The organism is Pedobacter sp. Leaf170 (genome assembly GCF_920984665.1).
Classification (GTDB): Bacteria; Bacteroidota; Bacteroidia; order Sphingobacteriales; family Sphingobacteriaceae; genus Pedobacter.
Window position 1 is genome coordinate 628,581 of sequence record NZ_CAKLBP010000001.1, and the last position, 23,927, is coordinate 652,507.

The 23,927-nt window shown below is 35.8% G+C and carries 23 protein-coding genes; 13 read left to right on the plus strand and 10 right to left on the minus strand.

Translation table 11 applies throughout. The annotated features are described in order from the left end of the window. Positions 1 to 57: 57 nt before the first annotated feature. Both LUA90_RS02920 and LUA90_RS02925 read left to right on the plus strand, forming a co-directional pair. Complete coding sequence (locus LUA90_RS02920) at positions 58 to 444, plus strand: DUF4870 domain-containing protein (RefSeq protein ID WP_231490090.1); 387 nt, start codon at positions 58 to 60, stop codon at positions 442 to 444. A 119-nt stretch (positions 445 to 563) separates the two neighbouring features. Continuing rightward, positions 564 to 1,112 (plus strand): C40 family peptidase, encoded by a 549-nt coding sequence (locus LUA90_RS02925; protein WP_231462788.1) that lies wholly within the window; start codon positions 564 to 566, stop codon positions 1,110 to 1,112. 3 nt (positions 1,113 to 1,115) lie between these two features. On the opposite strand, the gene LUA90_RS02930 is transcribed toward LUA90_RS02925, so the two are convergent. From LUA90_RS02930 to LUA90_RS02940, 3 genes are all read right to left on the minus strand, one after another. Next, positions 1,116 to 1,721, minus strand: coding sequence for a YdeI family protein (locus LUA90_RS02930; protein WP_231490091.1), 606 nt, complete (start codon positions 1,719 to 1,721; stop codon positions 1,116 to 1,118). Between the two features lie 11 nt (positions 1,722 to 1,732). Then, positions 1,733 to 2,620, minus strand: a complete 888-nt coding sequence (locus LUA90_RS02935; protein WP_231490093.1) for a flavin reductase family protein — start codon at positions 2,618 to 2,620, stop codon at positions 1,733 to 1,735. A gap of 574 nt (positions 2,621 to 3,194) precedes the next feature. Continuing rightward, positions 3,195 to 4,190, minus strand: a complete 996-nt coding sequence (locus tag LUA90_RS02940; protein ID WP_231490095.1) for a fumarylacetoacetate hydrolase family protein — start codon at positions 4,188 to 4,190, stop codon at positions 3,195 to 3,197. 447 nt (positions 4,191 to 4,637) lie between these two features. On the opposite strand from LUA90_RS02940, the gene LUA90_RS02945 reads away from it, so the two are divergent. Beyond that, positions 4,638 to 5,804 carry a homogentisate 1,2-dioxygenase gene (locus LUA90_RS02945; RefSeq protein ID WP_231490097.1) on the plus strand — a complete coding sequence of 389 codons (1,167 nt, stop codon included), beginning with the start codon at positions 4,638 to 4,640 and terminating at the stop codon, positions 5,802 to 5,804. Between the two features lie 129 nt (positions 5,805 to 5,933). Beyond that, a complete protein-coding gene (gene hppD, locus LUA90_RS02950; protein ID WP_231490098.1) occupies positions 5,934 to 7,064 on the plus strand; it encodes a 4-hydroxyphenylpyruvate dioxygenase in 1,131 nt (376 codons plus the stop codon). 199 nt (positions 7,065 to 7,263) lie between these two features. Here hppD and LUA90_RS02955 read toward each other — a convergent pair whose 3' ends face one another. Beyond that, a complete protein-coding gene (locus LUA90_RS02955) occupies positions 7,264 to 8,181 on the minus strand; it encodes a DUF58 domain-containing protein (RefSeq protein ID WP_231490100.1) in 918 nt (305 codons plus the stop codon). Between the two features lie 130 nt (positions 8,182 to 8,311). Here LUA90_RS02955 and LUA90_RS02960 point away from each other — a divergent pair, with 130 nt between their 5' ends. Beyond that, positions 8,312 to 8,752: a hypothetical protein gene (locus LUA90_RS02960; RefSeq protein WP_231490102.1), complete on the plus strand. Its 441-nt coding sequence runs from the start codon at positions 8,312 to 8,314 to the stop codon at positions 8,750 to 8,752. A 523-nt stretch (positions 8,753 to 9,275) separates the two neighbouring features. Here LUA90_RS02960 and LUA90_RS02965 read toward each other — a convergent pair. The 6 genes from LUA90_RS02965 to LUA90_RS02990 form a co-directional block, all read right to left on the minus strand. Then, positions 9,276 to 10,487, minus strand: coding sequence for a PQQ-dependent sugar dehydrogenase (locus tag LUA90_RS02965; protein ID WP_231490103.1), 1,212 nt, complete (start codon positions 10,485 to 10,487; stop codon positions 9,276 to 9,278). 106 nt (positions 10,488 to 10,593) lie between these two features. Then, positions 10,594 to 10,914 (minus strand): thioredoxin, encoded by a 321-nt coding sequence (trxA, locus tag LUA90_RS02970; RefSeq protein ID WP_109923776.1) that lies wholly within the window; start codon positions 10,912 to 10,914, stop codon positions 10,594 to 10,596. Positions 10,915 to 11,079: 165 nt separating this feature from the next. Then, positions 11,080 to 15,513, minus strand: a complete 4,434-nt coding sequence (gene dnaE / locus LUA90_RS02975) for a DNA polymerase III subunit alpha (RefSeq protein WP_231490104.1) — start codon at positions 15,511 to 15,513, stop codon at positions 11,080 to 11,082. Between the two features lie 167 nt (positions 15,514 to 15,680). Then, a complete protein-coding gene (locus LUA90_RS02980; RefSeq protein WP_231462744.1) occupies positions 15,681 to 16,361 on the minus strand; it encodes a type 1 glutamine amidotransferase domain-containing protein in 681 nt (226 codons plus the stop codon). Between the two features lie 88 nt (positions 16,362 to 16,449). Beyond that, positions 16,450 to 16,902, minus strand: coding sequence for a lipocalin family protein (locus LUA90_RS02985; protein ID WP_231490106.1), 453 nt, complete (start codon positions 16,900 to 16,902; stop codon positions 16,450 to 16,452). A gap of 22 nt (positions 16,903 to 16,924) precedes the next feature. Next, entirely contained in the window at positions 16,925 to 17,470 is a 546-nt protein-coding gene (locus tag LUA90_RS02990; RefSeq protein WP_231490108.1) for a lipocalin family protein, read from the minus strand. A gap of 119 nt (positions 17,471 to 17,589) precedes the next feature. Between LUA90_RS02990 and mdh the strand changes: the two genes are divergently transcribed. The 8 genes from mdh (at position 17,590) to LUA90_RS03030 (ending at position 23,848) form a co-directional block, all read left to right on the plus strand. Then, entirely contained in the window at positions 17,590 to 18,528 is a 939-nt protein-coding gene (gene mdh, locus LUA90_RS02995; protein WP_231490110.1) for a malate dehydrogenase, read from the plus strand. Positions 18,529 to 18,600: 72 nt separating this feature from the next. Beyond that, positions 18,601 to 19,026: an aspartyl protease family protein gene (locus LUA90_RS03000; protein ID WP_231490112.1), complete on the plus strand. Its 426-nt coding sequence runs from the start codon at positions 18,601 to 18,603 to the stop codon at positions 19,024 to 19,026. Positions 19,027 to 19,085: 59 nt separating this feature from the next. Then, positions 19,086 to 19,481, plus strand: coding sequence for a group III truncated hemoglobin (locus LUA90_RS03005; RefSeq protein WP_231490113.1), 396 nt, complete (start codon positions 19,086 to 19,088; stop codon positions 19,479 to 19,481). 56 nt (positions 19,482 to 19,537) lie between these two features. Next, entirely contained in the window at positions 19,538 to 20,077 is a 540-nt protein-coding gene (locus LUA90_RS03010; RefSeq protein WP_231490115.1) for an SRPBCC family protein, read from the plus strand. Between the two features lie 147 nt (positions 20,078 to 20,224). Further along, complete coding sequence (locus LUA90_RS03015) at positions 20,225 to 20,902, plus strand: response regulator transcription factor (protein WP_231462697.1); 678 nt, start codon at positions 20,225 to 20,227, stop codon at positions 20,900 to 20,902. Further along, entirely contained in the window at positions 20,902 to 22,254 is a 1,353-nt protein-coding gene (locus tag LUA90_RS03020; RefSeq protein WP_231490117.1) for a HAMP domain-containing sensor histidine kinase, read from the plus strand. The genes LUA90_RS03015 and LUA90_RS03020 overlap by 1 nt, the downstream gene beginning before the upstream one ends. 142 nt (positions 22,255 to 22,396) lie before the next feature. Next, positions 22,397 to 22,894, plus strand: coding sequence for a hypothetical protein (locus tag LUA90_RS03025; RefSeq protein ID WP_231490119.1), 498 nt, complete (start codon positions 22,397 to 22,399; stop codon positions 22,892 to 22,894). 27 nt (positions 22,895 to 22,921) lie between these two features. Further along, positions 22,922 to 23,848, plus strand: a complete 927-nt coding sequence (locus tag LUA90_RS03030; protein WP_231462690.1) for a bestrophin family protein — start codon at positions 22,922 to 22,924, stop codon at positions 23,846 to 23,848. The last annotated feature ends 79 nt before the right edge of the window (positions 23,849 to 23,927 follow it).

A 23,927-nucleotide genomic window follows, 5' to 3' on the forward strand; every position in this document is an offset into this window, starting at 1 on the left:
CTTGAAATCTTAAAAATTATTTGTTAATTAGAGTATTGATAATCAATAATTTAAAATATGGAAACAAATAATCCTTTTCAAACAAATCCGGCATCAGCAGACAATGGTAAAAGCGCTTCTATTGTAAGCTATTTCTGGTTTATTGGCTGGTTAATTGCCTATTTTGCCATGTATAAAGATAATAAGACCGACCTGGCTCGCTATCAATTGAGGCAAACGCTATTATTTCATCTTGTAACTACGGTTATAAGTTGGGGTTTAGGTATTTTTATTGGCCTGGCTTTATTTTCAACAGGAGGTACGGCCATTTATTATTTATTAAGAATTATTCAGGTTGTTTTTTTTGTATTTTGGATTATAGGCTTAATTGGCGCCTTTAACGGCGAAAAAAAACCAATACCATTTATCGGAGAAAGGGCACAAACCATGTTTCCGAGCATATAATTACCCTGTAAAAAATTAAATATAACTGAAGCCCAAACTTATTTGGGCTTCTTTTGTTTTAACTGGTTTTCAACATTTTAACCTGCTTAAAAATATTTTTCTATCTTTGGTAACAACATATGAAGAAAATATTAGCTGTAATTTCGTTTTTCATTTTGTCTGCAACTGCAGTAAATGCCCAAACTCAACTGCCTGCCCAATATCAGGAATTGGTTAAAAAGTTGAGCGAAAACCTTCCAAAAAGTATCGAGGAAGCTCAAAAGGAGCCTAAATCTACAAACTCAACAAGCCTTATTGATTTTGCTAAAAGCATGTTAGGTATTCCTTATCGCTACGCTACCAGCAACCCAAAAGTTGGTTTTGATTGCTCTGGATTTGTGAGCTACGTATTTAGCAATTTTGGGTTCAAAGTACCACGTTCATCAAGAGAATTTAGTTCAACGGGTAAAGCAACCACCCTTGCCAGTGCAAAAGTTGGAGATGTAATTTTATTTACAGGAAGTAATTCGCGAGTACGTAGAATTGGCCATGTTGGAATTATTTATTCTATCGATAATGATGGCATAAAATTTATTCATTCATCTTCCGGTAAATCAAAAGGCGTAACCATTACTGATTTGGATGGACATTACCGCACCAGATTTATGAAAGTGGTTAGTATTTTATAACAACTATTTCTTAATATACTTCCACATTCTGGTTTTTCCATCTGCAATCCATTCTATTGCAGTTTCCAGTCTACGCTGCCTGGTTGCTTCGGTTTTAGCTTCCTCAAACCACAAAACGTAATCTTTTTTATTAGAATTACTAAAGTTTTGAAATACGGCTAATGCCTTCGAATCTTCTTGCAAAGCATCGATAAAATACTGTGGTACAGTAAGTTCTTTAGGATTAGCTTTAATTTTTGATGGTAATTTTATCCCATCTTCATTTAACTGTGTGGCTTGTTGTATATAAGCTATTAATATATCATCCTCTGGTAAGTCATCAAATGATTTTATTTTACCCAGCAAGCCCATTGCTTCGCTACGCTCTTTAAAAATCCCTAATTCATCTTCAATTAGTGAACCTTTCCAAAAGCCAAAAACGCAATGGTTTTTAAATGCAGCCATGTGGCAAACCGTTCCTTTATATTCAAAAAATGGCATGCTCCATTTCATTCGCTCTTCTATCCTGGCATCTGCCCTATGCACCAAATCTCTAAGATGCTCTAATATTGGAATAGCAAATTCAACCGAATTGGCAATGTATTGGTCTACTGCTACAAGAGTTTTCATATTGATAATTTTTAGAGTAAAACAATTTTCAGAGCGAGCTCTACATTACCTTTCTGCAACTGCAATTTTGCTAAATCATGCAATTCGCGTTCGCGTGTGTAAGCATCGCCAATAGTCGCATCTAAAACTTCTTTAACCTCGGGTAATTGACTAACCAAATCGATTTCCTCATCTGTTGGCAAATGTTCAACATTTCCAAGCATACCTAAATCATTGCCGGTTAATACTTTTGATAACCGAACCGATTGTGGTAAACTATCTATACCAATACCCAATTTTGCTAAAGGTTTGGCTACTTTAAACAAATTTTCGGCAGTTACCCTACAATACCAATCGCCACCCAAACGGGCAACCAAATCAATCTTTTGCTGATCAATTTTGCCTGCAGCATCTAAAATATCCTCATTAATATGGATGAGTTTAACTTCAGCCAGAATCAAATTTCCCGCTCCATGATTTTCTCCCAGTGGGATAACCTGATTAATTACACATTCAAATTGAACAGGTGCCTCCGCAACTCTTGGTGGCTTTACCAAATCGGATGGTTGCATGGTAAATCCTGCCTTTTCAAATTCATTAACACCTTTTGCATATTCGGTGCTTGCCAAACTCATTTGCTGCACCATATCGTAATTAACAATATTAATAACACATTCTTTCACTTGCAATACGTTTTCGAGCGTATGTTTGGTTGTATTATCTCTTACACGTCTCGCCGGCGAAAAAATACAAATCGGCGGCTTGGTGCTAAACATATTAAAAAAGCTAAATGGACTTAAATTAATATTTCCATCGCTATCAATTGTAGATGCAAAGCAAATTGGCCGTGGCGCAATGGCATATTGCAAATAATCTTGAAGCTGTACAGCAGATAAATCTTCGGTTTTGAGGGTTAGCACGGTTGAAAGGTTTTAAAAAATTACATTCAGGAAATTAGTATTATAAACAATAATTGGCAATCAAAGCCGTCATTGCGAAAGCGATTTTTCATCGATTGAAGCAATCTCGTTAATGAATTCATCAACTCAAATGAGATTGCCACGTTCCGATGAAAAATCGGAACTCGCAATGACGATCGACTTAATGGGTCAATAAGCATAAACAACAAATGCTAATAAAATCCAATAACTTTAATTTACCGTCATTGCGAAAGCGGTTTTTCATCGATTGAAGCAATCTCATTAACGAATTTAGTTACTCAAATAAGATTGCCACGTTCCGATGAAAAATCGGAACTCGCAATGACGATCGACTTAATTGGTCACTAAGCATAAACAACAAATGCTAATAAAAATCCACCAACTTTAATTTGCCGTCATTGCGAAAGCGATTTTTCATCGATTGAAGCAATCTCATTTATCAATTTAGTTACTCAAATGAGATTGCCACGTTCCGATGAAAAATCGGAACTCGCAATGACGATCGCCTTAATTGGTCATAATATGAAAACCGAAACCTGCTTTTCAAATTATCTTATTTCTTTAAAGCTAATATCGAAAAATCTGTGTTTGCCTTTGTAATTGTATTTGTTAGCGCTCCTAAACCGGTGATTTCCATTTCTACAATATCGCCTGGCTGCAACCATTGGGTTGTGTAATTAGGGTTGTTGAGTAAACCTGTGCCATTAAGCTCAAGAAAACAGCCCGTACCCACCGTACCAGAACCAATTACATCGCCTGGAAGTATATCTACACCGTAGGCACAACGTTCAATAATTTCGGCAAATGTCCAATCCATGTCAGCGGCGTTGCCTTTAGAAACTTCGATTCCATTTACGCGGCAAGTCATTTTTAAATTATAGGCGTTACCAATATGCCCATCCTTTGGTGCAACTTTGTATTGCTCCAATTCATCTGGTGTAACTAACCAAGGGCCAATTACGGTAGAAAAATCTTTGCCTTTCGCCGGACCTAAATTCAGCAGCATTTCTTCCATCTGCAAAGTTCTGGCGCTCATATCATTCATTACCATGTAACCTGCAATGTATTCATCAGCTTCTGAAGCCTTTATATTTCTACCTTTTTTACCAATCACGATTGCTAATTCTAATTCAAAATCCAGCTTATCGAAATGGTCGGGCATACATTCGATATCACCAGTTCCCTGAATGGCATTATGATTTGTAAAATAAAAAATCGGATACTCATCAAACTGCGGAATCATATCTACCTTGCGGTTTCTACGGGCCGCAGCAACGTGTTGCCTAAAAGCATAACCATCTCTGCAACTTGTAGGGTGCGGAACGGGGGCCAAAATTTCGTAAAATATCTCTTCTTTAGCTTGTATGGTGCCATTTTTTATGTCAGCATCTACCTTTTTAGCTCGTTCCATTAACACTTCGCCACCTTCCAGAAATTCCTTCATATTATCCGGGATAAGCTTATCGCAACTATTAAGATTATAAATATGTCCGTTATTGAAAATGCCAAGATGCTCCTGGTCTTCGGTTTTGTAGGATACAAATTTCATATACGATTTGGTTAAAATACGTGGTAAAGCTAATGATTTAGGGCAGTAATTAAAATGATGAAGAAATTATTTAATCTCAATCCATTCTTTCGAAACCGGGTTTATGAATTGTAAACCCTTTAATTTTCTTTGGATACTATTCATAAAATTAAAATGGAGATTTCAAGAACAAAAAAAGCTCAGCAATTGATAGAAAGAACTAAATGTAAAGAAATTTTATCTTCGAAATAAAATCTGTAATTTAGCAGAATCAAAACCATGATTTTAAAAGCATTACATATTAACTTAGTGAACGACGCGATTGCTGCACGTCGCTATAAGATGCTATCTAAATTAATCATGGCTCAGTATTCTCTGTAATTTTCCGCAACTACCTTTTTGATTAAAACGCCTTGCCGTTTTAATAGTCGATTATTAAGATTTTTTTCTAACCTAACATAAATCAATATGCCTGTTTATCATAAATTGGGGCAAATTCCTGCAAAGCGGCACACGGTTTTCCGTAAACCTGATGGAAATTTGTACGCCGAAGAGTTGGTATCAACCGAAGGTTTTTCTAGCCTTTACTCTTTAGTTTACCATTGTCACCCGCCTACTATTGTAAAACATTTGGGCGAGCCTTACGATGTTGAGCCAAAAATAGCTCGCGAAAAGCACCTTAAACACACCAGTTTAATAGGTTTTAAAATTAAGCCCGAAGATGATTTTTTAAAAAGCCGTAAGGCTGTTTTGGTGAACAGCGATTTACATATCGTTTTGGCGGCGCCAAGAAAATCTATGACAGATTACTTCTATAAAAATAGCCAGGCTGATGAAATGATTTTTGTGCATGAAGGTTCGGGGAAACTAAAAACCGGTTTTGGCGAAATTAAATTTGTTTATGGCGATTATTTAATTATTCCTCGTGGTACGATTTACCAAATGGAATTTGACACGGAAGATAATCGTTTGTTTATTGTAGAAAGTTTTAGTCCGCTGAGGCCACCAAAACGTTATTTAAACCAATACGGACAGTTAATGGAACATGCCCCGTATTGCGAGCGAGATTTAAGATTACCAGAAAATTTGCAAACGCATGATGAATTTGGCGATTTTAAAGTGCTCATTAAAAAGCAAGGCCTGATTTATCCATATACATACGGCACGCATCCATTCGATTATGTGGGCTGGGATGGTTACCACTACCCATACGCATTTTCTATACACGATTTTGAGCCTATAACCGGTCGCTTGCACCAACCGCCACCGGTTCATCAAACATTTGAAGGACACAACTTCGTTGTTTGTTCTTTCGTTCCACGTAAATATGATTACCATCCAGATTCTATTCCGGCGCCATATAACCATAGTAATGTAGATAGCGATGAAGTGCTTTATTATGTTGATGGCGATTTTATGAGCAGAAAAAGTGTGGTAAAAGGACAAATCACTTTACATCCCGGCGGCATTCCGCATGGGCCACATCCCGGAACGGTTGAAAAATCGATAGGAAAAGAAAAAACGGATGAACTTGCTGTAATGATTGACCCTTTTAAACCTTTAATGTTAACTCAGGAAGCTATAGATATTGAGGATGAAAATTATCATAAAAGCTGGCAGGAAAATATAGAATAAGATAAGTCTTGAGCCGGAAGTTCGAAAACTTATCGCTTAAAAGAATTATTGAATAAAATTAATTGACTTCGGTCTTAAATAAAAAATCTTCGGATACTTAATTTGGAATCCGAACACAATACAACAAAAATGGAAACACTAACATTCGCAGAAAAAATATCTAAAGCACAAGATTTTCTGCCAATTAATGGAACAGATTATATAGAATTTTATGTGGGTAATGCTAAACAGGCGGCTCATTATTATAAAACCGCTTTTGGTTTCCAAAGTCTGGCCTACGCCGGACCAGAAACTGGTGTTCGCGACCGTGCATCGTATGTTTTGCAGCAGGGCAAAATCAGGTTAATATTAACTACGGCTTTAAAATCAGAGCATCCAATTTCTGAACATGTAAAAAAACATGGCGATGGTGTTAAAGTTTTAGCACTTTGGGTTGATGATGCTTACAGTGCGTTTGAAGAAACGACTAAACGTGGAGCTAAATCATATTTAGAGCCGCAAACTTTAACCGATGAGAATGGTGAAGTTAAAATGAGTGGCATATACACTTATGGCGAAACGGTGCACATGTTTATCGAAAGAAAAAATTACAAAGGAACTTTTATGCCGGGTTATCGCGTTTGGGAAAGTGATTATAAACCAGCTGATGCCGGACTTTTATACATTGACCATTGTGTTGGAAATGTGGGTTGGAATAGAATGAATGAAGCGGTGCAGTGGTATGAAGATGTGATGGGTTTCGTTAATATTTTATCTTTTGATGATAAACAAATCAATACCGAATATTCTGCTTTAATGAGCAAGGTTATGAGCAATGGTAATGGCTTTTCAAAATTCCCGATTAATGAGCCTGCAGAAGGCAAAAAGAAATCGCAAATTGAAGAATACCTTGAATATTACGAAGGCGAAGGCGTACAACACATTGCCGTTGCTACAAAAGATATTGTTAGTACCGTAAAAGAATTAAAATCTCGTGGTGTAGAATTTTTAAGCGCTCCACCAGAAGCTTACTACGATATGATGCCGCAAAGAGTTGGCAAAATCGACGAAGAAATTAAAATTCTTGAAGATTTAGGCATTTTGGTTGATTGCGATGAAGAAGGTTATTTATTGCAGATATTCACCAAACCGGTTGAAGACCGACCAACTTTGTTTTTTGAAATTATTCAACGCAAAGGCGCTCAAAGCTTTGGCGCAGGTAATTTTAAGGCGTTGTTCGAATCTTTAGAAAGAGAACAAGAATTAAGAGGAAATTTGTAATTAATGATGAAAGTGCATGTTATCTTTCGTTTAAAGGAATTCTTCACTAAAACTTCATAATTGAAGTGCACCTTTGAAATAACAAAACACGAAGCGATTTCTATTTTGTTAAATTCTAAAAAATCATAATTAGTTTTTTAGTTTTCCGGTTACCCTTATCTGATACCTCCTGTATTGCAAAATACGGGAGGTTTTTTTACTAACCGAGCTTCTGTCGTTTAATTAAATAGGCCTGTAATATTGGATAAAATCCTTCACTAATATCAGCATCAATTAAATCAATTTTATATTGTGCACACTTTAATGCAATATTTTGCCTGTAAGCAGCTACTGCATTTGTATAATTTTCTTTAACCTGGTTGGTATGAACTTTAATTGTATCGCCGGTTTCCATATCTATAAACTGATAAGGTCGATTTTCGAATTCAAAATTAACTTCTTTTGATTTATCAACTACGTTGAAAACAACAATTTCGTGTTTGTTAAATTTTAAATGTTGCAAGGCATCAAAAAATTCATCGGTTTTTTGAGTGTTGGTTTGCGTATTAAATAAATCGCTGAAAATTACTACCAATGAGCGTTTATGTATTAACTCTGCCACCTGATGCAAGGCTTCACTCAAATTTGTTTGTGCATTAACTTTGGGTTTTTGCAATAACTCATCAAGCTTGGAAAATAAATATTTTTGATGAACAGTTGTAGATTTTGCTGGTGTATTTAATAAAATTTCATCGGCGAAAAGACTCAAACCAAAAGCATCTCTTTGTTTTTTTAACAAGTACATTAATGATGCCGCCGCTTGAATTGCAAAAGTTAATTTATTGTTTTTTGGTTCGGGGAAATACATCGACGAAGAAACATCGATAACAAACTGACAACGAAGATTGGTTTCTTCTTCAAACCTTTTACTGTAGAGCTTATCGGTTTTGGCGTATAATTTCCAATCAATATTTTTAACATTATCGCCATTGTTATATTGCCTGTGCTCGGCAAATTCTACAGAAAACCCATGAAAAGGACTTTTATGTAAACCTGTAATAAAACCTTCAACAACCTGTTTTGCTAATAATTCGAGGTTTCCATAGCCCGACTCGTTTTCATAATTAAGTTCCTGCATAGAGTAAAGCTAAACAATAACATTGAGTTTGTTATTGTTGGCAAACCGTTTTAAAATTAGCAGGATGTAAAAATATTTTTTGATCTTCTTTCCATTTTATATATTAGTGATAAAACCAAACAAACAATTAATGAGCAAACGCGAAAAAAACATCATTGGCTTCATTTATATTATTATTGGTGCAATTGTATTATCATGCCTTACTAATTTTATAATGAATATTTTTAATTATCTAAAACCAAATCAAAACTTAAAAGGACTTTTTTCTGATATTTTTGCAATGATCTGCATTGCTTATATTGGTCATTCAAATTTTCCTACCGGGATTAGTAATATTGAAGATGTTCGATTATTGTTAAAGGGGTTGAAAAAAATGTTGATTGCATCTTATTTATTTATCGCCATTTTAACCATACTGCAGGTTGGCTATCTTTTTGGTGGTTATGAGGTTTTTGTGCCTCCATATCTTTATATCGCAAGCATTTTATTTTTGCCATTTGTAATCTGGGCGAAAAGATATTTAACCTCCGTTTTGAAAGCAAATCAATATTCATCTATTGAAGAAAGTTAATTAAAATTTGGATTACTAACCGCCCCTTGCCCAATATTACTAAATAAGGAAAAAACAAAAAATATCGTCAACCAGAGTTCCTCAAAGCATCGGGACAAGTTATTTAAGGGCGAAGCATTTTATTTTTCGTAAATCACATCATAACTGTCACATTGAGCCTGTCGAAATGTTTTTAATAAATTCTTCGACAAGCTCAGAGTGACAAATACTATAAGAACTTCAGATATTGATTTTGGCTAATCTGCGCTAATATCCACAGTTCATAAACCCAATGGCAGTGGCAGCCTCCGATTTTTCATCGGAGCTATAACGAACAGTGGGACTGAAATTGCGAAGAATTGCTGAACATTCATTTCCAAAAAAAAAATAAATTTAATTCAAAAGAAGATTTATCATAAGACCTTTCATTCGGCTGTGGTTGTCACGTTGAACTTCCCGAAGTTTCGGGACAAGTAGTCGAAATGCCACTTGTAAAAGTCCTTCAACAAGCTCAGGATGACCGTGAAGTCTTATAATGATTTTTTTATTTCTTCGCTATTTTATAAAGTTTTCCATTGTCGGTAACGCTGTACATGGCGCCATCTTTACCTTCAACCATATCTCTGAAACGTTCGCCTTTGCCTTCAAGCAAGCGCTCTTCGCCAACAATTTTATTATCTTTAATTACCAATCTGATAATATGAGAACCGCTTAAAGCACCTACAAAAAGATTTCCCTTCCACTCGGCTATAGCGCTACCGTTATAAAATGCAATGCAACCAGGTGAAATACTTGGGTTCCAATAATAAACCGGCTGTTCCATTCCTTCTTTTTGCTGAATGCCATCCCCTACTTTTTTACCGCTATATTCTGTTCCGTAAGTGATAATTGGCCAGCCATAATTTTTACCAGGTTTAATTAAATTTACTTCATCACCACCTCTTGGTCCAAATTCAGCTTCCCATAAATCGCCTGTTAGAGGGTTAATAGCCAAACCATCAGGGTTACGTAAACCTAAAGCATAAATTTCTGGTCGGGCATCTGCTTTACCAGCAAAAGGACCATTTGGAACAGGTTTACCATCTTTAGTTAAATGCAGAATTTTTCCTAATGATGAGTTTAAATACTGTGCCTGAATTCTGATATCGCCGCCTGAACGCTCTCCTGTACTCACAAACAAGTTGCCGTTTTTATCAAACACAATTCTTGAACCATATTGAAGTTTACCTCCGTAAGCTGGCGTAGCACGATAAATAATGGTTTGATTTTCGATTGAAGTTTCGCTAGCCGCTAATTTGCCTTTTGCAATGGCTAGTAAAACGCCCTTATCTTGCGGCTCGGAATAAGCCCAATAAATCATTCTGTTTTTAGCAAAATCTGGATCTAAAGTTACATCCAACAAACCGCCCTGGCCAGAATCATCTACCTTCGGCAAGCCTTCTATCGTTTTACTTAATTTTCCATCGGCTGTTAAAATTACCATGTTACCGGCTTTTTGAGTGATTAAAAAACCACCTTTTGGAAGCTCTGAAATTGCCCAAGGACGATCAAGTTTATCGTTAAGGATAGAAATATTGAGTTCGGTTTTCGTTTTAACACCTGCAATTCTGGTTTGACCATCAAAAGCGGGTTTAAAATCTGCCGTTGGCTTTTGAGTTTCTACAGGAGTTTGTGCCGAAGCAATTGCTGAAATGCCTAAATTAATAAGGCAGCAAGAAATTATAAATGTTGATGTTTTACAGTTGGATAGTTTCATTAGTTATGATTTTGTTAGATAAAAGAACAAAAAATATCTGTAATAAAAAACCCGAACTCTGTAACGAATTCGGGTTATATATTTTAATAAAGCAAGCTTTATTGAATTAAGCTAATTGCTTATTTAGTTTTTCAGCTAATACTGATTTTGGAACCGCACCAACTTGTTTATCAACAACCTGACCATCTTTAAAATATAATAATGCAGGAATGTTACGGATACCGAATTGCATAGAAATTTGAGGGTTGTTATCTACGTTAACTTTACCAACGATAGCTTTGCCATCATATTCTTTAGCGATTTCTTCTACTACCGGACCCACCATGCGACAAGGGCCACACCATTCTGCCCAAAAATCTACTAATACTGGTTTATCTGATTTTAATACAAGCTCCTCGAAGTTTGCATCTGTGATTTCTAATGCCATAATCTATTTTTTTATGTTTAAATATATATATTCAATTCTAATGCCACCAATAGTGTAATGCCAATTTGACATTTGCGTGGTTTGACTCACACTTTCTTCATTGTAAGGCACGAAGCAACCGTTATAGTTGAGATTGCATCGTGCCTTGTAATGACGATGTTTATCTTAGTTTAACTTATAATTTACAACATTCAATCCGGTTATTTGTTCTAAGAACTTGTTGTTAGGGTTTATCTTTATATTTTTAGAAGGCAAATCTAACATAAACTCCTTTTCTCTATCGTAAATTGCAAAATTTAGCTGACAGTTTTGCTGTTCGGAATTTGCCTTATTGTCTGCTAATATTTCTTCAATCTGGCGCATCAATTCGTCATTAACCTTTTCTATCGGAACCTGAATGGTAATTGTTTTTGCTAGTTTATCTCGTAGCTCAGACATTAAGTTTATTGAAGTAACTTTAAATTCCCAATCGCCGGCCTTTCCAAAACGTTCGCCTACTCTGCCTCTAATTTGAAGGAAATAACCTTCGGTTAAGAAAGATTTAAACTTCAGGAAATCTTCTCCAAAAAGTGCCATTTCGCTGGCATCATCATAATCTTCGAAAACGAAAGTACCAAACGGCTTGCCGGTTTTAGTTATACGTTGCGAGGCTGTTACAACCAAACCACCTACACAAAGTTCGCGGTTTTTTAATTTTTCAAATTCAGCTAAAACATCTTCATTCGTATCGCCCATGCGTACTTTGTTAATAATGCTTAACTGGCGAACGCCATGCGTACAGAATTTATCGAGTTCTAACTTATAATTATCCAAAGGATGGCCCGAAAGAAATATACCGATAGCATCTTTTTCGTATTTCAACCTATCCATTAAAGCCCACTCTGGCGATACCGGTAAAGATGGTTCTAAAATCATATCTGCCTTTGAGCCACCAAATAACGAACCTTGAGATGTGTTTTCATTATTCTGAAAATCGTTAGCGTATTTGATTATTTTCTCGATACCATTCATTTTATCATTTGGCCCGATGTAAAAATATTGCGCTCTATGATGCCCGAAAGCGTCAAAGGCACCGCTGTACACAAAACTTTCGTAAGCTTTTTTATTTACAATTCTTGTGTTAGAGCGTTTCGCGAAATCGTAAATGCTGTTGTAAGGTCCTTTTTCTAATCTTTCTTCGATAATACTTTCTACCGCTTTTTCACCTACGCCTTTAACCGCCGACATGCCAAAACGAACCTCTCCGTTTGTATTAACAGAGAATTTTAAGTCAGATTCGTTAACATCAGGACCCAGTACAGTTACGCCCATTTGCCGACATTCTTCCATAAAGAAAGCTACTTGTTTAATATCGCTCATGTTATTGGAAAGTACAGCTGCCATATATTCTGCCGGATAATGTGCCTTTAAAAACGCAGTTTGATAAGCAATCCAGGCGTAACAAGTAGAGTGAGATTTATTGAAGGCATAAGATGCAAAGGCTTCCCAATCCTTCCAGATTTTTTCTAATGTATCTGCGGCATGTCCTTTTTCTGAAGCTTGCTTCACAAACTTAGGCTTCATCTTATCCAAAACATCCTTTTGCTTTTTACCCATTGCTTTACGCAAAACGTCTGCCTCACCTTTGGTAAAACCTGCTAATTTTTGCGATAAAAGCATTACCTGCTCCTGGTAAACGGTAATACCATAGGTTTCCTTTAAGTATTCCTCACAGGCATCTAAATCATATTTTATATCTTCTTCGCCGTTTTTCCGCCTAACAAAACTTGGAATATATTCCATCGGTCCTGGTCTGTACAGAGCATTCATGGCAATTAGATCATCAAAAACCGTTGGCTTTAACTCCTTCATGTATTTCTGCATACCCGGACTCTCGTACTGGAAAATACCAATGGTTTCTCCACGCTGGAAAAGTTCGTAAGTGGCTACATCATCTATCGGGAAGTTATCCGGATCTAAATCTATATTATGTCTTTTCTTAACAAGTTTAACCGTGTCTTTAATTAATGTAAGGGTTTTTAAACCCAAAAAGTCCATTTTTAATAAACCAGCGCTTTCTACAACGGAGTTATCAAACTGGGTTACATATAAATCAGAATCTTTTGCGGTTGCTACCGGAACAAAATTGGTGATATCGCTTGGAGTAATAATTACGCCGCAGGCATGAATACCAGTATTTCTTAACGAACCTTCTAAAACTTGCGCTTGTTGAATGGTTTCGGCGCTTAAATCTTTAAGCCCGCCCATGTTTTTAAGTTCAACAACACGTTCGTATTCATCCGGACGTAATGCATCTTTTAGCGCTTTTTCATCAAGATTGAAGATTTTTGCAAGCTTCATATTCGGTATCAGCTTTGCAATTTTATCTGCTTCAAAAAGTGGTAAATCTAAAACCCTTGCCGTATCTCTTATGGATGACTTCGCAGCCATTGTACCATAGGTAATAATTTGAGCGACCTGGCTGGAACCGTATTTATTAATTACGTATTCCATTACACGCCCACGACCTTCATCATCAAAATCGATATCGATATCGGGCATGGAAACACGATCGGGATTTAAGAAACGCTCAAAAAGGAGGTCATATTTAATTGGGTCGATGTTGGTAATCCAAAGGCAATAAGCCACTACCGAACCTGCTGCAGAACCACGACCCGGCCCTACTGAAACATCCCTCCTTCTGGCCTCTGCAATAAAATCCTGAACAATTAAAAAATAACCCGGGTAACCGGTTTTCTCTATCGTTGCCAATTCAAAATCCAAACGCTCGGTAACAGCAGGCGTTAAAACACCATAACGTTTTTTTGCACCTTCGTAAGTTAAGTGCCTTAAATACTTATTCTCTCCACGTTTACCACCATCAGCTTCATCTTCAGCTACTAAAAACTCTTCCGGAATATCAAATTTTGGAAGTAAAACTTCTCGGGCAAGTTTGTAGGTTTCAATCTTATCTACAATTTCCTGTATGTTTAAAATCGCCTCTGGCAAATCGGCAAAAAGCGATTTCATTTCATCGGCAGATTTGAAATAATATTCTTGATTTGGCAAGCCATAACGGTAACCACGACCACGACCAATTGGCGTTGCCTGCTTCTCACCATCTTTTACACAAAGCAAAATATCATGCGCATTCGCATCTTTTTTGTTGATGTAATAAGTATTGTTAGTAGCTACCAGCTTAACATTATGTTTTCTGGCCATTGATATCAGTGATTCATTTACACGATTTTCATCTTCCTGATTGTGGCGCATTACCTCAATGTAAAAATCATCGCCAAATTTCTCTTTCCACCAAATCAATGCTTCCTCGGCTTGGGTTTCGCCCATGTTTAAAATCTTACTCGAAATTTCTCCTGATAGATTTCCGGAAAGTACGATGATATCGTCTTTGTATTGCTCAATTACGTTTCTATCGATACGTGGAACGTAGTAAAAACCTTTCGTATAGGCAATAGATGACATTTTGGCCAGGTTGTGATAACCATTTTTGTTCTTTGCCAAAAGCACCATTTGGTAACCATTATCTTTTGCAGTTCTGTCCAAATGATTATCGCACACAAAAAATTCGACACCAACAATTGGTGTCATAACCATTTCAGTGGGTCTTTCACCAGCTTCTACAGCTGCAGCATTTTTAGCTTCTGCAGCTTTATTATGGTTTAAAACATTGTTCACAAAGTGAAAAGCGCCCATCATATTGGCATGATCGGTCATGGCAACGGCAGGCATTTTATTTGCAGCCGCAGCTTTAACCAAATCGGGTATACTGATGGTACTTTGTAAAACTGAAAACTGTGTATGATTGTGTAAGTGCACAAAGGTTGCCGCAGCAAGTTCCTGCTTATTACCTTCTAATTCTTGTTTAGAAATCCCACCACCTTCAGCTTTTTGAATGCGTTTACGAATTTCATCAGACGCGGCCTTTAAATTGATGTGTTTTAAGCCAATTCCTTTAATTGTTGCAGGATTTACCGCTCTAAATTGCGGGAAATATTCGGCATCAACTAAAAGTTCTTCTTTCTTAAACACTTCGCGTTTTACCAGCTCCAGAAAACAACGTGTTGTCGCTTCTACATCGGCCGTTGCATTGTGTGCTTCGTTAAATGGTTCGCCAAATAAATAGCTATGCAATTCGGTTAAAGTTGGCAATTTAAATTTACCACCTCTACCGCCAGGCAATTGCAAAAGTTGAGCAGTAACTTCTGTACAGGTATCTAAAACCGGCATTTCTGCCATTCGATTTGCAACACCAAAGCGATGAAATTCGCAACCCATTATATTCACATCAAAGCCAACGTTTTGGCCAACAATGAACTTTGCTTTGTTCAGTACTTCGTTGAATTTAGCGAGCATTTCATCAAAAGAAATGCCTTGTTCAACGGCTAAATCGGTCGAAATACCATGAATTCTTTCAGCATCATAAGGAATATTAAATCCTTCCGGTTTAACCAGATAATCCTGATGCTCAACCAATCGCCCCATCTCATCATGCAATTGCCATGCAATTTGAACACAACGCGGCCAGTTATCGGTATCGGTAATTGGTGCATTGTAGTTACGCGGCAAACCCGTGGTTTCAGTATCAAAAATTAAGTACATACGCTGGTTAAAGAATTAGCCGTTCAGAATAATAACGGTTCTTCAAAAATAAGGATTTTGATAGGCTGATTTGTCAAATTTTATCAACAAAAAACTCAAATTATTATGCACAAAAAAAGCCGAAATAAAATTCTATTTCGGCTTTGATTTCACGAAAAAATAGGATATTATCCTTTCAAAGTTTCTAAAAGCACATTTGCAGCTTCTTCTGATGAACCTGGGTTTTGTCCGGTAATTAACAAACCATCTTTTTTAACATAAGAACTCCAATCTGCACCTTTACTATAATGCCCACCAAGCTTTTGCAATTCATCTTCCAGCAAAAACGGCACAACATCTGTCAACTTAACAGCTTCTTCTTCAGTATTTGAGAAACCGGTAACTTGTTTATCTTTTACTAAAGGATTGCCATCCTTATCCTTAACTTTTATTAAAACTCCAGGTGCATGGCATACAAAAGCAACAGGTTTTTCAGCATTGTAAAAAGATTCAATTAAAGAAATTGATTTCTCGTCGTTTGCCAAATCCCAAAGTGGTCCATGTCCGCCCGGGTAAAAAACAGCATTGTAATCGGCTTCATTTATTTCAGCCAGTTTATGTGTTTTGCTAAGCTTATCTTTTAATTCTTCATCAGCTTTAAATCTTTTTGTTGCTTCGGTTTGCGCATCCGGAGCATCGCTTTTTGGATCGATAGGCGGCTGACCACCTTTTGGCGATGCAAGGGTAATTTCTACTCCTGCATCTGATAAAACATAATATGGAGCCGCAAATTCTTCAATCCAAAAACCTGTTTTTTCACCTGTATTTCCCAATTCGCTGTGGGATGTTAAAATCATTAATACTTTCATTATTTATTTTTATTTATGTTAATGCTGGCTCTATATTAATGCCAGAAAATTGTTTCTTTGTTAAAATGACAAATGCAATACGATTTGACTAAAAATGTTCCTGACTTGTCAATTTACTTACATCATATCCTTTTACACGGCATCTTTCAATTATATCAGTTAATAAATCAGCTTCCATTTTAGGTGCTCTTGCCATAATAAAAAGATATTTTTCGTCGGGATGACCTACCACAACATAACTGTAATCATCTGCCAATTCTATAATCCAATAACCAATTTTGAAAGGCCACAAAAATTGAGCTTTCATATCGCCGTCAGCTTTCTCATCATAAAAAAATAATTTTGAAGTGATGGATTTTTCTTCCGGATTACCTTCTTTATGATAAGTTGTTAAAACATCGAAATGATCATCATCTTTTAATGTATAAGTTTCTGTTGTTTGTTTCCAATTCTTATCCATTAAAGTTGGGATAGAATATAATGAATACCATTTTCCGGCAAAGGCATTCAAATCGATATTAGAGATTGGTTTGTTTTCCATATTTATTTGCGTATTAATTAAATTATTCATGCTCCTGACTAACCAATTTGCTCACATCATAACCTTTATTTTTACATCTTTCTACAATTTGCTGCATTAGGTTTTTATCAAGATTTGGTTTGCGAGACATAATAAAAAGATACTTTTTATCTGGGTGACCTACTACTACATAACTGTAATCTTGGGGCAGCTCGATTACCCAATAACCAACCTTTACAGGCCAAAAAAATTGCGCCTTCATCTTTCCATCCGGTTCATCCGAATAAAAAAATAATTTAGATTTTATAGATTGCTCTTCAGCTTCACCCTGTTTATAGTAAGTGGTAGAAACATCAAAACGATTATCTTTTAGCGTATAGTTTTCTATTGTTTTACGCCATTTTTTATCTAAAAAAGTTGGTATGCTGGTTAATGAATACCATTTTCCCTGAAATTTATTAAAATCTATTTTAGCTATTGGCTGATTTTTTAAATCTTCTTTATGTTGATTTTCTAGAATCGAAAAAGCGAACAATGCTGGAATGGAGATGGCTAAAAGAAGAAAAACTTTGAAGGTATTTAATCTCATAATGTGTTTAAAGTTTTAACAGACTAGTGGTCATAAAGTTTTGAAAAGCATTTTTAAACCTTATATTTATTTATACCTTCGATAGGTAATTAACAGCAAACCATAAAAAATATAGATATATGAAAGTAACGGTTGTAGGAGCAGGCGCTGTAGGCGCAACTTGTGCAGATAACATTGCACGCAAAGAACTGGCTAACGAGCTTGTATTATTAGATATTAAAGAAGGTTTCGCCGAAGGTAAAGCCATAGATATGATGCAAACGGCTACCCTTTTAGGCTTCGATACAAAAATTTCGGGTGTAACAAATGATTACAGCAAAACAGCTGGTTCGGATGTGGTAGTTATTACATCGGGATTACCACGCAAACCAGGCATGACCCGTGAAGAACTTATTGGAATTAATGCCGGCATTGTAAAAGGTGTAGCAGAAAATATATTAAAATTTTCGCCAGAGGCGATTATCATTGTAATTAGTAATCCAATGGATACAATGACCTATTTGGCATTGAAATCTTTAGGTTTACCAAAAAACCGCATTATCGGTATGGGCGGCACTTTAGATAGTTCTCGTTTCAAATTCTATTTATCTCAGGCTTTAGATTGTAACCCAAATGATTTACAAGGTTTTGTTATTGGCGGACACGGAGATACAACTATGATTCCGTTAACTCGCTTAGCTACTTACCAGAGTTTACCTGTAAGCAATTTATTGGATAAAGCTACGCTTGATAAAGTGGCTGCTGATACAATGGTTGGTGGCGCTACACTTACTGGCTTAATTGGAACATCTGCATGGTATGCACCCGGTGCAGCCGGCGCCGCTTTAGTTGAAGCTATTTTACGTGATGAGAAAAAACTTTTCACTTGCTGCGTTTCTTTAGAAGGTGAATATGGCCAAAACGATATTTGCTTGGGCGTACCAGTTATTATTGGCAGAAATGGTTGGGTAAAAATTATCGATTTTAAATTAACTGATGATGAGCAAACTGCATTTAACAAAAGTGCCGATGCCGTTAGAAACATGAATAGCGTATTAGCTGATATGAAATTGGTTTAATATTTAGAAAATTGAAGCAACGCAGCTAGAAGTTTAACGTCTTCTGTTTTAAGCCTCAATGATTAAATTATTATGAAAACAATTTCTATTCCACTTAAACTTATAAACTTACAAGATGATGGCTTCCACCTTTTGGTGGAAGTTGTTGTTTTTAAGGAAAAGCATTTTGCCGTTCTGGATACCGGCGCTTCGAGAAGTGTTTTTGATAAATCATTAATTGAAAAGCATCTTGCTGAAACCATCACAGTATCTGAAGAAATTAATGCAGCAACACTTTTTACCACTACAACAACCATACAAGCTACTATTCCTGAGTTAAAAATCGGTAGGTTGAAAATTCCTTACTATGAAACTGTAGCATTTGATTTGCAATCGGTAAGCGATACCTACCAACAATTTGGGCACCCGCCAATTGGCTGTATCATTGGTGGCGATATTCTAATGAAGCATAAAGCCATCATTGATTATGAGAATTTGCATCTTATTCTTCAAAAATAATCTTCAAACTGATTCTTACGATATTTTAAAAGTCCGTATAACTCCATATTTGCATCAGCATGAAAAGTGATATTAGAGATAGAAAAGACATTATACTTTTGGTTGATACTTTCTATAAAAAAGTGGAGCAAAACAATAAAATCGGACCAATTTTTACGGATGTTGCAAAAGTAGATTGGTTGCATCACCTGCCTAAAATGTACGATTTTTGGGAAAGTATTCTATTTGGAAAAGCAATTTATAAAGGCAACCCAATGCTTACACATTTCGATTTGCAGAAGAAAGTTAACTTACATCAAGCTGAATTTGAAGAATGGAAAGGCTTATTTTATAACACTGTTGATGATTTATTTAAAGGAACAAATGCAGAAACCATTAAGCAAAAAGCTCAATCGATTGCTGATTTAATGCATTTTAAGCTCAACAATCCTAAACCCAAAATTAATATCGTTTAAAACATTTGTGTCGTTAGGTTGAATATTTTAAATTTAGGTAACCAAACTAATAGAATATGAAATTTTTAAAAGTATTATTGGGAATTATTGTTGTATTGGCAATAATTCTGGTGGTAGGGAGTTTCTTTTTACCCAAAACTTATTCAGTAAGCAGAAGTACAACTATAAATGCTTCAGATAGCGTAGTGTACAAAAACATTGCTGATTTTAATCAATTCTACACCTGGAACCCATGGGCAAAAATGGAACCTACAGCCAAAACAACCTTTGAAGGAACGCCATGCGAACCCGGACATGTTTACGCATGGGTGGGCAAAGAAACGGGTTCTGGTGAAATGAAAATTTTAAAAGCAGAGCCAAATAAACAAGTAGATATAGATTTGTTTTTTAAAGAACCATTTGAAAGCCATGCAGATACAAAATTTGATATTGTACCTGATAATGGTGGCAGCAAAGTAACCTGGACCATGAGTGGCGAAAATAATTTTATAAGCAAATGGATGTGTTTGGTTATGGGTGGTATGGATAAAATGATAGGAAAAGATTTTGAAAGTGGTTTAGCATCCTTAAAAGAAAAATCAGAAAAGGGCATCTAAATTCATTTTTTTATAATTTAGCCTTTCGTTAAGCGAAAGGCTTTTTTTATGTTATTTTTTTTGTTGATAAACTTTAATGTTTATTTTACGATAATCTAATCAATAAAGATTTGTTAATTCCCTATCCTTTAAATTAATTACTGAAATATGAATTTGTTAATTGTTGAAGATGAGCCAAATGTGGTTTCAGTAATTTCGAGAGGTTTAACTGAAGAAGGTTTTGAAGTGAGTATTGCTCCTGATGGTTTAATAGGCAAGCAAATGGCTTTAAATAATGATTTTAGTTTAATTATACTTGATATTATGCTACCCGGCATTAATGGATTAGAATTATGCAAAATTATAAAAGAGCAAAAACCTAATACACCCGTAATTATGCTCACGGCATTAGGTACTACAGAAAATGTGGTAAATGGATTAGATAACGGCGCCGACGATTACCTGATTAAACCATTTAAGTTTGCCGAGCTTTTTGCCCGGATAAGAACCTTATTAAGAAGATATAGCGGCGCTCCTGCTAGCGATCAAATTATTCATATTGCTGATTTGAAGATAAACGTAAGCGCCAAAACCGTTCAGCGAAACAATGAAGATATTATTTTAACTGCTACTGAATACAGGTTATTGGAGTTTATGGCTAAAAATAAATCGAAAATATTATCTCGGATTGATATTTTAGAGAGTGTTTGGGATATTGATTTTAACCTCGGCACCAACGTTGTTGATGTATATGTTAATTATTTACGTAAAAAAATCGATAAAAATTACGAACCCAAATTAATCCGTACTGCTGTTGGTTTGGGTTATGTTTTAAGAGAACAATAATGTCTATCGCCAAAAAAATCACCTTACTTTTCGTAATACTATCTGCAGTAATTATTTCCCTGTTAAGTGGTTTTGTTTGGTATTTTTCTAATGAATTTGCTTTCGAAGATTTTTATAAACGTTTAGAGGCAAGGGTTAACATTGCGGCTCAAATAAAACTTTACAAAGATGTTAACAATAGCGCATACGCTAAAATGCGTAACCAATATTTAGAGCGCCTTCCATCAGAAAGAGAATATATTATTGAAGCCGGGAAAACCGAAAAAAAACTAGACAGAGAACTTCCCTCAAGTTTTTATAAAAGAATTAATGCTGGTTTAACTGCAAGGTATAGAACCGATAATCATTTTTATGCAGGTAAATTTTTTAAAAATACCTCCGGAAGTTATATAGTAATTGTATCAGCGAATGATCCGGTAGGTTTTAGAGAGCTGAAAGACCTGCAAAAAATCCTAATCATTGGTTTTTTCCTATCGGTATTTTTATCCTTTATTGTTGGGTGGAAATTTTCTGATTACATGCTTCGCCCCTTACGGAAAATTATTAAAAGCGTAAAGCACATGAAGGCTGAGAATTTACACATGCGCCTTGATGTTAAGAAAGGCAAAGATGAAATGACTCAGCTTGCTGAAACTTTTAACAATATGTTAAATCGTTTAGAAACAGCCTTCGAAACACAAAACAACTTTATAAGCAATGCTTCGCATGAGTTACGTACACCATTAACGGTAATTAGTGGTGAACTTGAGCTTGCCATAAACACCAAACAGGATGCAGAAAAGCAACACATAGCCTTAACAAAAATTAAAGATGAAGCCGATAGATTAGAGCACATTCTAACCAGTTTACTAGGCTTGGCACAATCTGGCTTTAATGGTAAAAACCAACCCTGGGAATTAGTTAGAGTGGATGAAATTGTTTGGGAAGTTATAGAAGCCGTTAGCTTGGTTCATCCGGAAAATAAAATTGAAGTGGATTTGAGTAAACTACCTGAAGATGAAAATCAATTGGTAATCAGAGCCATCAAAAACCTGGTAAAATTGGCCATATCAAACATTGTAAGTAATGCCTGCAAATATTCAAATAATAATATAGTCACCGTTTTAATAGAGGCCAATCAAAATACTGTTTATGTGGCGATTACAGATAAAGGTATTGGTATTCCACAATCTGATATTCAGCATATTTTCGAGCCTTTTTACAGGGCATCAAACACCAATGAATTTAAAGGTTATGGCGTTGGCTTACCGCTCTCATTAAATATCATCCGCCTGCATCGAGGCAGCATTGGCATCAAATCTCAGGTTGGTGTTGGTACTGAAATTAAGGTAATGATACCAATACATTCCTAAAAGGGATAAATTTAGGCAGATTTATTCCTGCAAAGAATAATTTTTTCAAATTCTAATCTCGTTTTAATCCTGCTCTTATTTCGCTGTAATCTCTATGGCTTAAAATTGTAATGTAATATTTATCAATTTAAAAAGCACAGCCATGAAAACAGTATTAGTACCAACAGATTTCAATTTAGAAAGCACTAAAATTATCGATGCGCTTGTTCAAGACCAACCGCATGAAAAATTAAACATAATCTTTTTACATGCATTTAAACTGTCAGATTCTATTACTGATATGTTAATGTTAAGTCGCCGCAGCCGTGATTACGAAAATGTGAGCGACGAATTTTATCAAACTCTAAATCAATACCGAGAAAAGTTTCCAAATCAGATTGCTACAACTGGTGTAGAATATTTTTATGGAAGTACAGTTGCCGCCTTTAAAAATTTTATCGAAGCTTTTGACGTTGATTTCATCGCCTATCCAAAAGCATACAATTTTTGTCCGATTAATAAGTACAGTATCAATCCAAAATTTTTAACAGAACGTTCTGGATGTGCTGTTCTGGAATTAAACATTAACAACATTCGTGTTCCGGAAAACTTAATTGACACTAAAATCCCGGAAAAAGAGCTTTTAGAGGCAACCGCCTAACCACTTATCAATTTAAATCAAATTACCATGCTGTTACGCAATAATATTCCGCTCACCTATATATTTGGAAAGATTAAAACAGAATTACTTTTTGTAATCACCTACTCCGTAGGTATTGTTGTACTCTACCAAAATTTTCACATTACACGCATCTCCATTCCGGTAGCAGTTCCCGCACTTTTAGGTACCGTTATTTCACTTTTATTAGCATTCAGATCTAACCAGGCTTACGATAGATGGTGGGAAGCCAGAATACTTTGGGGTGCAATTGTTAACGATTCACGATCAATCTCCCGTCAGATATTATCTTTTGTAGAAAATCCATACGGGCAGGACGACATTGAGCATTTTAAACAAAAATTTATTAAGCGACAAATTGCATGGTGTTATGCTTTAAGTCAGTCTTTAAGGGGTTTTAATCCACGCAAAGGACTAGAGCAATATTTATCTCCGGAAGAAATGGCTTTTTTAAAAACGCGTAAAAATGTTACGGTTACCATTTTAGAATTACATGCAATGGATTTGAAAAAAGCCTTGCAAGAAGGATGGATTAATAAATATCAGCAAATTGAAATTGATAAAACCATTACTGCCTTATGTAACCACATGGGCGGCTCTGAAAGGATTAAAAACACAGTGTTTCCGGTAACTTATAGCAAATATATAAGCATGTCTATCCATTTATTCATCGTTTTGTTGCCATTTGGTTTGATAGAATATTTTGGATACATGGAAGTTCCGCTAGTTGTTGCCATTGCTGCATTTTTCTTATTGGTTGAAAAAATGGCTGTGCATTTGCAAGATCCATTTGAGAATAAGCCAACAGATACACCCACAACAACCATTTGCAGAACTATTGAAAGGGATTTATTACAGATGCTGGATGATAACAAATTATATGAGGATAAACCTCAAACCGAACTTGCACCTATGGGCTCGTACTATATTTTGTAAAAAGATAGTTTTTAGTTACATCTCATAATTTGGGATGGTTAGTTAGCCAGCGCCTTTAATCCGGATGGAGAAATGGCAA

Coding starts and splice junctions, on each gene's coding strand:
- LUA90_RS02920 (WP_231490090.1), top strand. CDS start 58: ATGGAAACAAATAATCCTTTTCAAACAAATCCGGCATCAGCAGACAAT.
- LUA90_RS02925 (WP_231462788.1), top strand. CDS start 564: ATGAAGAAAATATTAGCTGTAATTTCGTTTTTCATTTTGTCTGCAACT.
- LUA90_RS02930 (WP_231490091.1), bottom strand. CDS start 1,721: ATGAAAACTCTTGTAGCAGTAGACCAATACATTGCCAATTCGGTTGAA.
- LUA90_RS02940 (WP_231490095.1), bottom strand. CDS start 4,190: ATGAAATTTGTATCCTACAAAACCGAAGACCAGGAGCATCTTGGCATT.
- LUA90_RS02945 (WP_231490097.1), top strand. CDS start 4,638: ATGCCTGTTTATCATAAATTGGGGCAAATTCCTGCAAAGCGGCACACG.
- hppD (WP_231490098.1), top strand. CDS start 5,934: ATGGAAACACTAACATTCGCAGAAAAAATATCTAAAGCACAAGATTTT.
- LUA90_RS02955 (WP_231490100.1), bottom strand. CDS start 8,181: ATGCAGGAACTTAATTATGAAAACGAGTCGGGCTATGGAAACCTCGAA.
- LUA90_RS02960 (WP_231490102.1), top strand. CDS start 8,312: ATGAGCAAACGCGAAAAAAACATCATTGGCTTCATTTATATTATTATT.
- LUA90_RS02965 (WP_231490103.1), bottom strand. CDS start 10,487: ATGAAACTATCCAACTGTAAAACATCAACATTTATAATTTCTTGCTGC.
- trxA (WP_109923776.1), bottom strand. CDS start 10,914: ATGGCATTAGAAATCACAGATGCAAACTTCGAGGAGCTTGTATTAAAA.
- dnaE (WP_231490104.1), bottom strand. CDS start 15,513: ATGTACTTAATTTTTGATACTGAAACCACGGGTTTGCCGCGTAACTAC.
- LUA90_RS02980 (WP_231462744.1), bottom strand. CDS start 16,361: ATGAAAGTATTAATGATTTTAACATCCCACAGCGAATTGGGAAATACA.
- LUA90_RS02985 (WP_231490106.1), bottom strand. CDS start 16,902: ATGGAAAACAAACCAATCTCTAATATCGATTTGAATGCCTTTGCCGGA.
- LUA90_RS02990 (WP_231490108.1), bottom strand. CDS start 17,470: ATGAGATTAAATACCTTCAAAGTTTTTCTTCTTTTAGCCATCTCCATT.
- mdh (WP_231490110.1), top strand. CDS start 17,590: ATGAAAGTAACGGTTGTAGGAGCAGGCGCTGTAGGCGCAACTTGTGCA.
- LUA90_RS03000 (WP_231490112.1), top strand. CDS start 18,601: ATGAAAACAATTTCTATTCCACTTAAACTTATAAACTTACAAGATGAT.
- LUA90_RS03005 (WP_231490113.1), top strand. CDS start 19,086: ATGAAAAGTGATATTAGAGATAGAAAAGACATTATACTTTTGGTTGAT.
- LUA90_RS03010 (WP_231490115.1), top strand. CDS start 19,538: ATGAAATTTTTAAAAGTATTATTGGGAATTATTGTTGTATTGGCAATA.
- LUA90_RS03015 (WP_231462697.1), top strand. CDS start 20,225: ATGAATTTGTTAATTGTTGAAGATGAGCCAAATGTGGTTTCAGTAATT.
- LUA90_RS03020 (WP_231490117.1), top strand. CDS start 20,902: ATGTCTATCGCCAAAAAAATCACCTTACTTTTCGTAATACTATCTGCA.
- LUA90_RS03025 (WP_231490119.1), top strand. CDS start 22,397: ATGAAAACAGTATTAGTACCAACAGATTTCAATTTAGAAAGCACTAAA.
- LUA90_RS03030 (WP_231462690.1), top strand. CDS start 22,922: ATGCTGTTACGCAATAATATTCCGCTCACCTATATATTTGGAAAGATT.